Below are 14123 nucleotides of genomic sequence, written 5' to 3'. Positions count from 1 at the left end.
CCCGACGTCACCAGTCGATGGCTCGGGTCGACCCGACGAGGCAAGCGCCCGTGCCGAGGACCGGCGCCGTCTGGCTGCTGTAGCCCGCGCCCGAGACCTGCCCGATCAGGCAGTCCTGACCCCAGAGCACCGAGAACTGCACGCTGTCGGCGTCGCGGCCGATCGAGGTCGTGTCGGCGGTGACCTGCATCGTCGACTTGTCGAAGCCTGCGGCCACCAGCGCGTCGACGACGGCGCGCCCACCCGGGCGGGCGTTCGCCGCGACGGTCGCGGCGTTCACCTCGTCGAAGTGGGCCAGCGCCTCGGCCGTCGTGGACGTGGAGGAGAACGGCGGGGCGTCCGTCGACGGGGCGACGGACGACGTCGTCGGTGACGGCTCGGGCGACGAGGTGCACCCCACGAGGGGGATCGCCACGGCCAGCACGATCGCGGCGAGCGCCAGGCCGCGTGGAGGTCTCGAACCGGTCACGGGGGCCCTTCGTCGCTGGCGGCGGCCGCGGGTCGGCGAGCCGTGAGGAGTCTACGGCGTGCCGACCCACGGGCCCGGGACACGGGAGCCACCGGGGTGGTCAGAACGGGGCCGCCACCTCGTCCGCGCCGACGGCCGCGGGAGCACCCCAGTCCGCGCCGTCGTCGGGGATCACCACCCGATCGGGGTCCGACGACGCATCCGTCGCCGCACCGTCCGAGGGGACTCCGTGACCGGTTCCGTGGTCCGCCTCCGTCTCGGGTGCCGAGCCGCTCTCGTCGGAGGCGACGGTCGGATCGCCCCCGCCCGCGGCAGGAGAGGAGCCCGCCGGGGCGGACGAAGCGGACGCCACCCGCCGTTCGAAGGTCGACCTGCCCCAGACGAGGTCGTGACCGACCGCGTCCGCGTCCACCTCCACCGTCATGCCGCTGCGCTCGCCCGACTCCCATGCGCGGATGCGGACGCGCCCCGTGACCACGACCCGCTGCCCCTTGCGGAGGCTGGCCAGCACGTTGTCGGCGAGCTGACGGAAGCACGTCACGGTGTACCAGTTGGTCTCGCCGTCGATCCACTCGCCCTTGACGCGGTCGTACCGTCGCTGCGTCGAGGCGAGTCGGAAACTCGTGATGGAGAGGCCGGTCTGCGTGACGAGGGCCCGGGGGTCGGTCGCGATGATCCCTGTGAGGGTGATGGTGTCTGTCATGACGGGAGTCTCGCGGGGGCGAGGAACCCCCGGAACGGCACCCGCGCCTCCTTGTGGAGAAGGAGGCGCGGGGGCCGCCCGGGGGACGACACGACGACAAGTCGTCCGGGGACGACCGGGCCTCAGTGTTCGTGGAACTCCGGGTAGTCGGCGCCGGGCCCCAACGCCGCGAACAGGGCGCTCTTCGCCACGGCCAGGCTCGGGTAGACGCCGCCGTCGGCTCCCTTCGCGGACAGGCGCACCGTGAAGCCGCCGTCGGTCCGCAGGATGGTCCCGACCGCGCCCGCCGGGCCCACGGCCACCCAGGTCTGTCGGTGCAAGGTGTTCTGGTCACTCATCGTCGAGCGCCCCTTTCCTCTTTCTCGGTCGGTCACACCGGGCGGCGTGACCCGTCTACGAGGCGAGCACGTACTTCGCGTACGACTTGCGGATCTTGGTGACCTTCGGCAGCGCGACGGCGGTGCAGTAGCCCTGGCCGGGGTTCTTGGCGAAGAAGTCCTGGTGGTGCTCCTCGGCGTCGTACCAGGTGGACAGCGGCTCGATCGTCGTGACGACACCGCCGCCCCAGGCCTCGGAGGCGCGGTCACGGGCCGCCTGGAAGAGCGCCTCCTGGTCGTGGTCGGCGGCGAACATCGCCGAGCGGTACTGGGTGCCGACGTCGGCGCCCTGCCGGTTCAGCTGCCGCGGGTCGTGCAGGGTGAAGAAGACGTCGAGGACGACGTCGGCGGGGAGCTTCTCGGGGTCGAAGCCGACCGCGACGGCCTCGGCGTGACCCGTGCGGCCCGTGCACACGTCGTCGTAGCTCGGCCGCTCGGTGTCTCCGCCGGTGTAACCCGAGACCACCTCGGTGACGCCGTCGAGGGTGCGGTAGACCGCGTCGAGGCACCAGAAGCACCCACCGGCCAGAACGAACGTCGTCATGCCCGTGAACCTACTCCCGAGCCGAGGGCCCGCCCTAGGCTGACCGCATGAGATCACCTTTCACGCCCTACGTCGCCGACGACGCACGGTACTCACGACTCGACTACGTCCGTACCGGCCGCAGCGGACTCCGGCTGCCCCGCATCTCCCTCGGCTTCTGGAACAACTTCGGCTCGGACCGGGGCCTCGAGACGCAGCGCGACATCGTGCTGCGCGCGTTCGACCGGGGGGTCACCCACTTCGACCTGGCGAACAACTACGGCCCGCCCTACGGCTCGGCCGAAGAACAGTTCGGTCGCATCGCCGCGGCGAACCTGCGCCCCTACCGCGACGAGATCGTGGTCTCGTCGAAGGCGGGCTACGACATGACCCCCGGGCCGTACGGCGACGGGGGGTCGCGCAAGTACCTGCTCAACTCGCTCGAGGCCAGCCTCGGGCGGCTCGGCATGGACCACGTCGACATCTTCTACTCGCACCGCCCCGACCCCGAGACCCCGATCGACGAGACGATGGGGGCGCTCGCGACGGCCGTCCGGCAGGGCAAGGCGCTCTACGCCGGCATCTCCAACTACGACCCGGCGCAGACCGAGGCCGCGATCGACGCCCTGGCCGCCGAGGGCGTGCCCCTGCTGATCCACCAGCCGCGGTACAACATGTTCGACCGCCGGCCCGAGCGAGGGCTCTTCGACACCCTCCTGACCCGCGGCGTCGGTTCGATCGTGTTCTCGCCCCTGGCCGGGGGCCTCCTGACGAACCGCTACCTCTCGGGCAGTGCTCCCGCGGGTTCGCGCGCTGCCGAGGGCCGGTGGTTCTCCGAGGACGCCCTCGACGAGACCTACCTCTCCCGCGTCCGCGGCCTGAACGAGATCGCGGAGGCGCGGGGCCAGTCGCTCGCGCAGCTCTCGCTCACCTGGGTGCTGCGCCAACCCGCCGTGACCAGCGCCCTCATCGGCGCCTCGTCGGTGGCCCAGCTGGACGACAGCCTCGACGCGCTCGACGGTGCCGAGCTGACCGAGGACGAGCTCGCGGCGATCGAGCCGCTGGCGGTCGACGGCACCGGCCGCTGACCGGACGGCGCGGTGCCGACGGGGCACCGCGCCCTCCAGGCGCCCGACGCGTCCGACGTGTCCGAGGTGTCCGAGGTGTCCGACGTCGATGTCGGTGGTCACCCCTAGCGTCAGGGGTGTTCTCGACAGCATCGGCCGGATGACCTCAGGAGCACCTCATGACCAGCAGCACCCTCGACCACGCGATCGTCCCGCCTGCGCCGCACGCTCACGCGGGCGTTCCCCTCCCCTCCCTGCGCTCGACCCGGGGCGGCCTACAGCTCGTCCAGGTGCACGACGACCTCGCCCGGGTGACCCGACCCGGTGGCGAGATCGTGGGCTACGTCGAGCGCTTCGACGACCCGCAGGGTGATCGCTACCGCGCCAAGCGGTTCCTGCCCCGTCAGCGTCGGTTCGTCGAGATCGGCGAGTTCTGGAGTCGCGACGACGCCACCGACTGCTTCCGGTTCGCCTGATCCCGACGCCTCCGCCGGAGCACCGTGACGGCGTCCCCGACGGCGGGCTCGACAGCATGTCGCAGCCGTGCAACCTTCGACCTCGGCTGTAGTGTTCGCCCCATGCAGTGGTGGAACGATCTCGTCGAATGGCTCTCTTCGGACAACGGGTGGCGTGTCGTCACCGATGCGGTGATCCCCTTCGTCGCCATCGTCGTGGCAGGCATCGTCGCAGCCCTCATCGGCCGGGCGAGCACGCGGCGGGTCGTGTCGTTGCACGAGGACGAGGCGAAAGCGGCGGCGGTCGCGGCCCTCGTCTCGGCGGCCCGCAAGGGTGCCGTCTACAGCTCGCTCGGAGTCGAGGAGCGCGCCTATGCCGATCACCTCGGCCACGAAGCCGACGTCCGACTGCGGCTGTCGCCCGCGACCGGCAGCACCCTCGCCGCCGACTGGGCGGCTCACGAACTGGCCGAGATCAAGCGCAACTCGGCGTCCTTCAGCTTCCAGTCCGAGCAGACGCTGGGTGAACTCCGCGACCGCCTCGTCGAGTGGCAGAACCGCCCCGGGCGGGCCAAGAAGCTGTTCCGCGACGATCTCGCCCGCTGGAAGTACGAAGAAGCCGACGTCGACCGAGACACGGCCGCGAAGCAGAAGGCCTGGGAGGCCGAGCAGCGGGCTGCGGCGGCGACCGAGCAGCGTCGTACCGAGGCCTCCGCGCCCTCGGGTGCCGCACCCTCGGCAGCGCTCCGCCCCGCGGCCCTCGACGATGCCCCGGTCCGCGGTGGCGACGAGGCCTACCGGGCACCGACGGCTCCCGCCCCGCTGGCCGGACCGTCGCCGGTGTCCGCGCCCGAGGCACCGGCGGTCACGCCGGGCGACGCGAGCCACGACGACACCCGCGACGATGCGATGGACGACGAGCGTTTCGAGCAGCCGGTCAGTGCGAGCCAGGTCCGACGCCGGACGACACCCGAACGCGCGGACGACTGACCCGGCGAACGAACGACCACGCGCCCCCGACCTCGGTCGGGGGCGCGTCGTCGTGTGGGGGGGTGGTGTCGCGTGGTGCCCCCGGCAGGAATCGAACCTGCGACCAAGAGATTAGAAGGCTCCTGCTCTATCCGCTGAGCTACGGGGGCGAACCCGACCACGATACCGTGCCCGCTCCTCCGTCCCGGTAGCGGTCCAGCCAGGCTCCGCACCGGGTTTCGTGCACCGCGCCCCGACTAGTCGCGGTGCGGTGCACGAAACGCGGTGTCTCGCGCGCCCCGGAGGTGCGGGGCGGCCAGGCGGACCGGTGGCGACGTCCGGTCGGTCAGCTGGTCAGGTCGTACAGCGTGACCCCGTCGACCTCGGTCGAGGAGAAGTTCGCCTCGACCCAGGCCGCGATCTCGCTCGAGGACGAGCTGCCGCCGTTCGACTGCCCGACGGTACCTCCGACGAACCAGTGGATCTGCCCGTCGGCGACGTACTGCTCGAACTGCGCCAGGGTCGGTGACGGGTCGCTGCCGTTGAACCCGCCGACCGCCATGACCGGATCGCCCGTCGCGAGCTGGTAGCCCGCCGCGCTGTTCGACCCGACGGCCGCGGCGACCCAGGTGTACCGGTCCGCGTCCGCGCCGACCACGGCAGCGAGCTCGTCGCTGACCGAGCCCGAGCCGAGCAGCGAGCCGGCTCCGCCCCCGCCACCGGGGAGTCCGCGCGTGGCCGTACCCGCGCCTCCTGCGGTTCCCGCGCCGGTGCCGGTGCCGGTGCCCGCTCCCCCGCCGGTGCCGCCCGGCAGCTGCGGGGGCGTTCCGCCAGCCGCGCCACCGGGCCCGCCACCAACGGCCCCGCCGCGACCGCCGAAGCCGCCGGCGCCGCCCGCGCCACCACCGCCGAACCCGCCCGTGCCACCCGACACGGTCGGCCCGGCCGTGACGATCGAACCGGTGTGGGCCGTCGACACGGTCTCGACCGAGTAGGCCGCCGGAGCCAGCAGGCCGCCCGTGAGCAGCACGGCGAGGGTCGCGGCCGTGAGCGCCCGGCCCCGTCGCGGCAGCAGCACGAGCACGGCGCCCACGACGGCGAGCGTGACGACGACGTACCGGAGCCACGGCTGCCAGGACTCTGCCCGTCCGAGCAGCACCCAGGCCCAGACGCCCGTGAGCAGAGCCGACGCCGCCAGCACGATCCGCACCCACGACCGGGCCCGTCGTCGCCACAACACGTCGGCCGCAGCCCCGAGGGTGACCGCGATGGCCGGGGCGAGCGCCACCGTGTAGTACGCGTGGAAGATGCCCGACATGAAGCTGAAGACGAGGGCGGTCAGCACCGTCCAGCCCCCGAACAGCAGCAGGGTCGCCCGACGGGCCGAGGTCCGGTGTCGCCAGCCGAGCAGCACGAGTGCCGAGACGCCGATCACGAGGGCGGCGGGAAGCAACCAGGTGATCTGGCCCCCGAACTCGCCCGTGAAGAGCCGGGTGATGCCGGTCTCGCCCCACATGCCTGTCGTGGCGGCACCGGTGCCGCCGCCCCCGCCCGTCACGCTGCCGGTCTCGTCACCCGTGAGCCGTCCGAGGCCGTTGTAGCCGAAGGTCAACTCGAGGAACGAGTTGGTCTGCGAGCCGCCGACGTACGGCCGCATGCCCGCGGGCACCAGCTCGACGAGGGCGACCCACCAGCCGGCCGACACCACGACCGCACCGAGCGCGGCCAGCAGGTGCAGCAGCCGCTTGCGCAGCAGGACGGGCGCCGCGACGAGGTACACCCCGGCCAGTACGGGCAGGATGACGAACGCCTGCAGTTGTTTGGTCAGGAAGCCGAAGCCGATCGCCACGCCCGCCCAGACGACCCAACGGACGCGGCCCGTCTCGACGCCGCGCAGCGTCAGGTACGTGGCGAGGGTCAGCAGCAGCACGAGCAGCGCGTCGGGGTTGTTGAAGCGGAACATCAACGCGGCGACCGGGGTCAGCGCGAGGACTCCACCGGCGACGAACGCGGCGACGCCCGAGAAGTGCCGCCGCACCGTGGCCCAGACGAGTCCGACGGTCGCGACGCCCATCAGTGCCTCGGGCAGCAGGATGCTGAACGACGACAGTCCGAACACCCGGACCGACAACGCCATGACCCACAGGCTCGCGGGCGGCTTGTCGACCGTGATCGAGTTCGCGGCGTCGGACGAGCCGTAGAGGAACGCCTCCCAGTTCTGCGAACCGGCCTGCACCGCGGCCGAGTAGAACGAGTTCGCCCAGCCGTTCGCCGACAGGTTCACCAGGTAGAGAGCCCCCGTGGCGACCAGCAGCGCGAGGAACGCCGGTCGCTCCCACCGTGCCGCGTCCTCACGCCCGCGCACCAGGCGACGAGCGAGCGGACGGAGGCGCGGGCCGGCCGACCCGGACGGCGAGCGTCGATCGGTCAGCGGCACCGGCGTGGTCCCGGCGCTCATCGACCGACCACCGTGACGTCGTCGTCGCCGGCCACGGCGGCGACGCGGGTGGCGAGGTCGGACACGGGGTCGGCGACACCGACCCGCTCGTCGGCCGGTCCCGGCGTCACGTGCGTCGCCTCCGACCGGAACACCCAGACGCGCAGGAGCACGAAGCGCAGGACGGTCGCGACGAGGTTCGCGGCCGTCAAGACCAGCAGCTCGGCCTGCGCGTCGGCCGCGGGAGCCGCGGCGTGCAGCACGACGAGCGACCCCGAGGTCAGCGCCCAGGCGAGTACGAAGACCATCAGCCCTTGCAGTTGTTGTCGCGCCACGCCCGACGCCCCCCGTACCCCGAACGTGAACCGCCGGTTGGCGGCCGTGTTGACCACGGCCGTGACGAGCAACGACACGAAATTCGCCGCCTGGGCCGGCATCACCTGCTGCGCGCCGAGGTAGAGCAGCGCGTACGCGGCGGTCGAGGCGACCCCGACGACGCCGAACCGCACGACCTGCGAGAAGAACGTCGGAGGCGCGGGCGGCTCGAACGGACGCCTCCCGATCGCGTCGTACACCGCCTGGACCGGGATCGCGCCCCGGGCGATGCCCGTGCCCACGCGCAGCATCCCCTTGAGGTCGGCGGCGGCCGTGGAGACGATGTCGACCGAGCTGTCGGGGTCGTCGACCCAGTCGACCGGCACCTCGTGGATGCGCAGGCCCGAGCGCTCGGCGAGGATCAGCAGTTCGGTGTCGAAGAACCACCCGGTGTCCTCGACGAGGGGCAGCAGTCGCTCGGCGGCCTCGCGCCGGATCGCCTTGAAGCCGCACTGGGCGTCGCTGAACCCGACCCCCATCGTGCGACGCAGCAGGAAGTTGTAGCTGCGCGAGACGAATTCCCGCGTGCCGCCGCGCACGACCCGCGACGACCGGCTCAGCCGGGTGCCGATCGCGAGGTCGGAGTGGCCGGAGAGCAACGGTGCGACGAGCGGGCCGAGCGCAGAGAGGTCGGTGGAGAGGTCTTCGTCGAGGTAGACCAGCACGTCGGCGGGCGAGGCCGCCCAGACCTGCTTGAGGGCACGGCCTCGGCCCTTCTCGGCGAGGTGGACGGCGGTCACGCACCGCAGGCGTCGGGCGAGGTCGTCGGCGAGGGCCGGCGTGCCGTCGGTGCTGGCGTTGTCGGCCACGGTGATGCGCCAGGTCTCGGTGACGTGGCGGGTCAGATGGTCATGGAGGCTCGTGATGCTGGCCTCGAGGGTGGCGGCCTCGTCGAAGACGGGCACCACGATGTCGAGACGCAGGATGTCGGTGTCAGGCATGGGACCACGATCGGTCGCCACGCCATCAGCGGCCTCGCATCAGTCGATGGCGACGCCGCGGAGATCCTATGGGCCTTCCATGACGGGGGTCCCGCGATCAGATCGCGAGGGCCAGGGCCCCGAGCAGGCGGTCCAACGTCGGCACGCCCGGTGAGCGGAAGACCACCTCGCCGTCGTCCCGCGTGACCACGATGGTGGGCGTGCTGCGGACCTCGCGCCGTTCGGCGTCGGCGGGCCGGGCGGCGACGTCGGCCTCGTCGACGACGAGCGAGGGCAGGAGGTCTTTTGCCTCGGCGACGACCGCCCTGGCCGCGTGGCAGGGACCGCAGAAGGCCGACGTGTAGAGCTCGAGCATCATGCCGGGGACAACGAGGGGGCGCGGGGGAACCTTCCCCCCCGCCTCCTGCGGTCTGGTGAGTCGGTGCGGCCGGGGCCGCCGACGTCAGTTGTCGCGGTCGTCGTTGCGGTCTTCCGGGTCGACGACGGGGTCGCTGTCCTTCGCGTCGAGCGAGTAGTGGACCTGCAGTTGTTCGCCGACCATCTTGGCCTCGGTGGCGGTGTAGACGATGCCGGTCTCCATGCCGTCGACCAACACGAAATCGGTGATCTGCTCGTCGTACGAGCCGTCGGTGCTGATGCGGGTGTCGGTGGAGCCGTCGCTCGGACCGCCGTCGAAGAAGACGACGTACTCGGAACCCTCGGCCACGGTGGGCTTGCTGTCTGTCATGTCCACAGGTCTACCAGGAGGCACGGAGTCGGCGCCCAGCTTCGCTCCGCGACACCGCATAGCCAAGCTATATAGCTTGGCTATACACTTGAGGGATGACTCCCCAGCCGACAGACATCTTGGAATCCCTCCTGACGTCGACCCATCGCCTGACGCGCATCGCCGCGCAGGAGACCGGCCGCACCACCTCACCCGCCGTGTGGCGCACGCTCTCGATCCTGACGACCGACGGCGAGCTCCGCGTCGGGGACCTCGCCCGGGCCAGCCGCGTGTCGCAGCCCACCATGACCAAGCTCCTCCGGGGCCTCGCCGAGGACGAGCTCGTCAAGCGCATCGCCGACACCGACGACTCCCGGGCGTGGCTCATCGCCATCACCGACAAGGGCACGGCGGCGCTCGTCGAGTGGCGGGGGCAACTCGCCGACTCGCTCGGCGGCCTCTTCGCCGACCTGGACGACGACGAGTGGGCCGTGCTCGAGCACGCCACCCGCCTCCTGGCGTCGCGGGTCGGCCACCGCGCCGCCGGCCGCGCCGAAGTCCACTCCGACGCCGAGGCGGTGTTCGCGTGAGCGCCTCCGCCTCGAGCCCTTCTTCCTCGTCCGGCGCCGCGCACGGTGCCGGGCCGAGCATCCTGAAGCAGCCGACCGCCGTGTGGGCCATCGCCTTCGCTTGTGTCGTCGCCTTCATGGGAATCGGGCTCGTCGACCCGATCCTCCCCGCCATCGCCGAGTCACTGAAGGCCAGCCCGACCCAGACCGAACTGCTCTTCACGAGCTACCTCGCCGTCACGGGCGTGGCGATGTTCTTCACCAGCTGGGTGTCGAGTCGACTCGGCCCCAAGCGCACCCTGCTGATCGGGCTCGCCCTGATCGTGCTCTTCGCCCTGCTCGCCGCCACCAGTGGCGACGTCTGGTCGATCATCGGCTTCCGTGCCGGCTGGGGGCTCGGCAACGCCCTGTTCATCTCGACCGCCCTCGCGACGATCGTGGGCGCGGCATCCGGCGGCACGGCCTCGGCGATCATCCTCTACGAGGCGGCCCTCGGACTCGGCATCGCCATCGGCCCCCTGATCGGCGGCCTGCTCGGCTCGGTCAGCTGGCGCGGCCCGTTCTTCGGCGTCACCACCCTGATGGCGATCGCCTTCATCGCGATCGTGCTGTTCCTCAAGGGCGGCGCCATGGAGAAACCCACGCCCACGACGCTGTCGGCCCCGTTCCGCGCCCTGGGCCGCCCGGCCCTCGGCGCCCTCGCGGCGACCGCCCTGTTCTACAACATCGGATTCTTCGTCCTGCTCGCGTACACGCCGTACCCGTTGGGCTTCGGGGCTCTCGGCATCGGGTTCACCTTCTTCGGCTGGGGCGTCGGCCTCGCGATCACCTCGGTCTGGGTCGCCCCGCTGCTGACCGCACGCCTGCGTCGGACGACCGTGCTGCGCATCGCACTCCCCCTGCTCGCGCTCGACCTCGCCGCCGCCGCGGTCGTCGTCAGGACGCCGGCCGCCCTCGTGGTCTGCGTGGTGGTCGGCGGCCTGGTGCTCGGCGTGCTCAACACGGTGCTGACCGAGTCCGTCATGGAGGCGACCGACCTGCCCCGCTCGGTCGCGTCCAGCGCCTACTCGGGCGTGCGCTTCCTCGGCGGCGCCGTGGCCCCACCCGTCGCGACCCTGCTCGCCGACACCATCGACCCGAGTGCCGCCTACATGTTCGCCTCCGCGAGCGTCGCCGTGGCGTTCGTCGTCGTGGTCGCCGCCCGCGGGGCCCTGCGCCGCGTGGACGACGGCCCGGAACCGGCTCAGGTCGAAGCCGAGGCCATCGGAGCCGGCGAGGCGATCTGACCGGACCGCACCGCGCCTCCTGCCCTGGTCCCGTGCAGGAGGCGCGGTGCCGGAAGGGCACCGGACTAGACTCGCGGAATGGCTACGAGCAACGACCGACTGGTCTGGATCGACTGCGAGATGACCGGGCTCGACCTCTCGGTCGACGAACTGGTCGAGGTGGCCGTGGTCGTGACCGACTTCGACCTGAAGCCCGTGCACCCCGGCTTCGCCATCGTCATCAAGCCGGACCAGTCCGCCCTCGACAACATGGGCGAGTTCGTCACCGAGATGCACCGCTCGTCCGGCCTCATCGACGAGATCCCGGACGGCGTCAGCCTCGCCGAGGCCGAGTTCGAGGTGCTCGAGTACATCCTGAAATACGTGCCCACCGAGCAGCACGCGCCCCTCGCCGGCAACACCATCGGCACGGACCGCGCCTTCCTCGCCAAGTACATGCCTCGCGTCGACGGCCACCTGCACTACCGCAGCGTCGACGTGTCCTCGATCAAGGAGCTGGCCCGCCGCTGGTTCCCCCGCGTGTACTTCAACGCTCCGCAGAAACACGGCGGACACCGGGCCCTCGCCGACATCCTCGAATCCATCCGCGAACTCGAGTACTACCGTCGCGCCGGATTCGTCGCCGATCCGGGTCCCACCACCGAGGACGTCCAGGCGATCTCGAAGGCCGTCGTGGACGAATGGGCCCCCCGGCTGTAGTAGAGTCTTCTCGTTGCGATCGCCTCGGCAGTCGCGCATGGTGGGTATAGCTCAGCTGGTAGAGCGCCTGGTTGTGGTCTAGGAGGCCGCGGGTTCAAGCCCCGTTACTCACCCGAAAAAGCAAGCGGATGTAAGCCAAGGTCATTAGCTCGGGCTACATCCGCTTGTTTCGTTCCCGGCGGATGCCCACTCTTGGAGGCATCTTGGCCAATGTTTTACCGTGTCGAATGAAGGACGGACGCATCTGCCGGCGGGTCCAATTCCGACTCGGTGCCGCCATGCGATCGAAGTCCTTCAAGCCCGAGGCCGGCGCACGCCAATACGGCGACCTCATCGACCGCGTCGGCGCAGCTGCGGCGCTCGCCATGTGGGAAGCCCGGCAGCCCTCCGCCGGTGACGGGCCCACGTTCCGCGACTGGGTCGACCAGTACGTCGACCCCGGCTCGGTCGACCTCATGCGATGGTCACCCGGTATGTCGAGGTGGGCCCACGAGATGGGAGTCTCCACCCGCTTGATCAGCGTCTATTGGAACCTCCACCGCTTCAACCTCATAGCCGCCTGACCGGCGAGCGCCCGCGAACTGAAAGGACCACCGGAATGTGGCAAGCACTTGGCGCCATCGCCGTCCCTCTTCTTGGCGTCATCGCCACCCTGTTCAAGGGCACCAGTCGGCTGTCGAAGAGGGTGGATCACCACGCGGATCTGTTGGCGAAGCTCAAAGATTCTGGCGCCGCGGAGATCGGCATGCAGGCTCTCCTCGCAGATGAGGTTAGATGGCTGGCCGAGCGCGAGGCACGGCGTCACAGCCGCAAGCTGAACGTCGGCAACTTGATACTGACGCTGATTCTCTTCGCCGGCACCACACTGGCGATCTACTACACCTGGACCTGGGTTCGGCGCCTCAGCGAAGATGGGCCAGCCTGGCTCTATGTCGTCTCCGTGGCGGTCTTAGTCATCGTGGCGCTCTTCCTTACCGTCATCACGGCGGCGGCCTTCACCACCCTGTACACGCCGTCAAAGGGCGACGTGGCCAAGGGTGCCGCCGGGGCATCGGCGAGCGGCTCGACCGAGGCGGGCGAGGGAACCGGGGGCGATAGCGCTCGAGATGCAACCGCTTAGAAGTCGGCACCTTCAATCCCCAGTTCGAGGACGGAACCCTGGACACGTTCCGCGACACGGATGTGGACAAAAACAGGTAGTGTTTATCCCATGACCCCCACCCGGACCTACCAGACGACGCATGAGTGGCTGACCTTCAAGTTCGATCCGCAATCTCTCGGCTCCATTGCCTGGGCCCATCTCGGCGAGGCGTTCTCCAAGTGCCAGCACTTGATCGGCACGCCGCTGCAGCCTGCCCTCGCCATGCATCTGTCCGAGGTCTTCCTGCGTCGCGGAGCCCTGGCCTCGGCCGCCATCGAGGGCAACACCTTGAACGAGGACCAAGTCGAGGACATCCTCGTCAACAATCGCTCGCTCCCTGAGTCGCAGCGCTACCAGGAGCAGGAAGTGCGGAACGTCGTCGACGCTCTCATCGATGTCAGAGGTGAAATAACCGAGTCAGGTACCTTCCGACTGTCCACAGAATGGATGCTGTCCAAGCATGCCCTCTTGATGCGCGACCTCGAACTCGAAGACCACGTTGTCCCTGGCGAGTTGCGCACCGTCGCTGTTGGCGTCGGCACCTACAAGGGCGCTCCGACCGAGGATGTGCCCTACCTCATGGAGGAGATGTCGACCTGGATCAACAGCATTATCGAGCAGGCCGAGAAGAGTCGCACCCTGGACCAGCGGTTCTTCCTTAGCTTCTTTGCGGCGACGCTTGCTCATATCTACATCGCCTGGATCCATCCCTTCGGCGACGGCAACGGCCGGACGGCGAGGCTTGTGGAGGCAGCAATCCTCGCGCACTCCAGTACTGTCCCCTGGGTCAGCACCACGGTCCTGTCCAACTACTACAACAAGACCAAGCCTCGCTACTACCAGCGCCTTGACGCTGCTTCCCGCGCCATGGACCTGCCTGGGTTCATTGCCTACAGCGCGATCGGCTTCCGCGATGAGCTCCGCGAGCAAATCGAAGAGGTCCAGACCCAGCAGAGACGGGTGGCCTGGATCAACTATGTCCACGAGGCTTTTCAGAGTGAGCCCTCGACGGAGATCGCCAAACGGCGCCGCGCCGTTGTTCTTGCTCTGCTCCCCGATGTTGAGTACACCAAGAGGGACATCAAGCGCCTCAATGCGGACATCGCCGTCATGTACGCGACAGCAAGCGACCGACTCTTCAGCCGCGACATTTCGAAGCTGCTCGAGTTGAAGCTCATTCGCGAGGTAGGACGTGGCCGTTACCAGTCCAACATTGAGCTCATGGATGCGTTCGTGCCCCGTCCCGAGCTGGGCATTACGATGCCCCTAGTGGTGCGGCAGGAAGATGTGAACGAGGGCCCCGATGCTGCCGGCTAGGCCTCGGCGAGCGCGTAGCTAAATGTGGCCGCGGCTACATAAGCCAGCGTTTCTCGGCACTTTTCGGCCTACCCTCACAGCAGCATCAG

17 protein-coding genes and 2 tRNA genes are annotated in these 14123 nt (G+C 69.9%); 10 read left to right on the top strand and 9 right to left on the bottom strand.

Annotated features, from left to right (window positions below):
* Positions 1 to 7: 7 nt before the first annotated feature.
* The 4 genes from ACIOSR_RS08255 to msrA form a co-directional block, all read right to left on the bottom strand.
* Positions 8 to 469, bottom strand: coding sequence for a DUF6993 domain-containing protein (locus ACIOSR_RS08255; RefSeq protein ID WP_123571868.1), 462 nt, complete (start codon positions 467 to 469; stop codon positions 8 to 10).
* A 100-nt stretch (positions 470 to 569) separates the two neighbouring features.
* Positions 570 to 1172, bottom strand: coding sequence for a single-stranded DNA-binding protein (gene ssb / locus ACIOSR_RS08250; RefSeq protein ID WP_402752333.1), 603 nt, complete (start codon positions 1170 to 1172; stop codon positions 570 to 572).
* Positions 1173 to 1294: 122 nt separating this feature from the next.
* Complete coding sequence (locus ACIOSR_RS08245) at positions 1295 to 1510, bottom strand: hypothetical protein (RefSeq protein ID WP_056048425.1); 216 nt, start codon at positions 1508 to 1510, stop codon at positions 1295 to 1297.
* 55 nt (positions 1511 to 1565) lie between these two features.
* On the bottom strand, positions 1566 to 2093 hold the full coding sequence (gene msrA / locus ACIOSR_RS08240; protein ID WP_159826945.1) for a peptide-methionine (S)-S-oxide reductase MsrA: 528 nt from the start codon (positions 2091 to 2093) through the stop codon (positions 1566 to 1568).
* A 47-nt stretch (positions 2094 to 2140) separates the two neighbouring features.
* Here msrA and ACIOSR_RS08235 point away from each other — a divergent pair, with 47 nt between their 5' ends.
* From ACIOSR_RS08235 to ACIOSR_RS08225, 3 genes are all read left to right on the top strand, one after another.
* On the top strand, positions 2141 to 3160 hold the full coding sequence (locus tag ACIOSR_RS08235) for an aldo/keto reductase (RefSeq protein ID WP_173152568.1): 1020 nt from the start codon (positions 2141 to 2143) through the stop codon (positions 3158 to 3160).
* A gap of 158 nt (positions 3161 to 3318) precedes the next feature.
* Complete coding sequence (locus ACIOSR_RS08230; RefSeq protein WP_236557023.1) at positions 3319 to 3615, top strand: hypothetical protein; 297 nt, start codon at positions 3319 to 3321, stop codon at positions 3613 to 3615.
* Between the two features lie 102 nt (positions 3616 to 3717).
* Positions 3718 to 4584 (top strand): hypothetical protein, encoded by an 867-nt coding sequence (locus tag ACIOSR_RS08225; protein ID WP_173152571.1) that lies wholly within the window; start codon positions 3718 to 3720, stop codon positions 4582 to 4584.
* Between the two features lie 73 nt (positions 4585 to 4657).
* On the opposite strand, the gene ACIOSR_RS08220 is transcribed toward ACIOSR_RS08225, so the two are convergent.
* The 5 genes from ACIOSR_RS08220 to ACIOSR_RS08200 form a co-directional block, all read right to left on the bottom strand.
* Positions 4658 to 4733: transfer RNA gene (locus ACIOSR_RS08220), tRNA-Arg, on the bottom strand.
* A 176-nt stretch (positions 4734 to 4909) separates the two neighbouring features.
* A complete protein-coding gene (locus tag ACIOSR_RS08215) occupies positions 4910 to 7021 on the bottom strand; it encodes an ArnT family glycosyltransferase (RefSeq protein WP_402752332.1) in 2112 nt (703 codons plus the stop codon).
* Positions 7018 to 8316 (bottom strand): glycosyltransferase, encoded by a 1299-nt coding sequence (locus ACIOSR_RS08210; protein ID WP_402752331.1) that lies wholly within the window; start codon positions 8314 to 8316, stop codon positions 7018 to 7020. Before ACIOSR_RS08210 ends, ACIOSR_RS08215 begins: the two co-directional genes overlap by 4 nt.
* A gap of 97 nt (positions 8317 to 8413) precedes the next feature.
* Positions 8414 to 8674, bottom strand: coding sequence for a thioredoxin domain-containing protein (locus ACIOSR_RS08205; RefSeq protein ID WP_192122686.1), 261 nt, complete (start codon positions 8672 to 8674; stop codon positions 8414 to 8416).
* An 84-nt stretch (positions 8675 to 8758) separates the two neighbouring features.
* The gene (locus ACIOSR_RS08200) at positions 8759 to 9043 is read right to left on the bottom strand and encodes an oligoribonuclease (protein WP_157485491.1); all 285 of its coding nucleotides are present in this window, start codon (positions 9041 to 9043) and stop codon (positions 8759 to 8761) included.
* A gap of 95 nt (positions 9044 to 9138) precedes the next feature.
* Here ACIOSR_RS08200 and ACIOSR_RS08195 point away from each other — a divergent pair, with 95 nt between their 5' ends.
* The 7 genes from ACIOSR_RS08195 to ACIOSR_RS08165 all read left to right on the top strand — a co-directional run bounded on the left by ACIOSR_RS08195 (position 9139) and on the right by ACIOSR_RS08165 (position 14034).
* Complete coding sequence (locus tag ACIOSR_RS08195; RefSeq protein ID WP_402752330.1) at positions 9139 to 9612, top strand: MarR family winged helix-turn-helix transcriptional regulator; 474 nt, start codon at positions 9139 to 9141, stop codon at positions 9610 to 9612.
* The gene (locus ACIOSR_RS08190) at positions 9609 to 10877 is read left to right on the top strand and encodes an MFS transporter (protein WP_402752329.1); all 1269 of its coding nucleotides are present in this window, start codon (positions 9609 to 9611) and stop codon (positions 10875 to 10877) included. The genes ACIOSR_RS08195 and ACIOSR_RS08190 overlap by 4 nt, the downstream gene beginning before the upstream one ends.
* A 78-nt stretch (positions 10878 to 10955) precedes the next feature.
* Positions 10956 to 11576 carry an oligoribonuclease gene (orn, locus tag ACIOSR_RS08185; protein ID WP_056048454.1) on the top strand — a complete coding sequence of 207 codons (621 nt, stop codon included), beginning with the start codon at positions 10956 to 10958 and terminating at the stop codon, positions 11574 to 11576.
* A 40-nt stretch (positions 11577 to 11616) separates the two neighbouring features.
* A tRNA-His gene (locus tag ACIOSR_RS08180) sits at positions 11617 to 11689 on the top strand.
* Between the two features lie 165 nt (positions 11690 to 11854).
* Positions 11855 to 12139, top strand: coding sequence for a hypothetical protein (locus ACIOSR_RS08175; protein WP_402752328.1), 285 nt, complete (start codon positions 11855 to 11857; stop codon positions 12137 to 12139).
* A gap of 35 nt (positions 12140 to 12174) precedes the next feature.
* Positions 12175 to 12696 (top strand): hypothetical protein, encoded by a 522-nt coding sequence (locus tag ACIOSR_RS08170; protein ID WP_402752327.1) that lies wholly within the window; start codon positions 12175 to 12177, stop codon positions 12694 to 12696.
* 90 nt (positions 12697 to 12786) lie between these two features.
* On the top strand, positions 12787 to 14034 hold the full coding sequence (locus tag ACIOSR_RS08165; protein WP_402752326.1) for a Fic family protein: 1248 nt from the start codon (positions 12787 to 12789) through the stop codon (positions 14032 to 14034).
* The last annotated feature ends 89 nt before the right edge of the window (positions 14035 to 14123 follow it).

Origin of the sequence: Frigoribacterium sp. NPDC087798, from assembly GCF_044742985.1 — a bacterium.
Classification (GTDB): Bacteria; Actinomycetota; Actinomycetes; order Actinomycetales; family Microbacteriaceae; genus Frigoribacterium.
The sequence above is the reverse complement of the archived record's forward strand: the minus strand, read 5'-3'. Positions and strand labels throughout refer to the sequence as shown.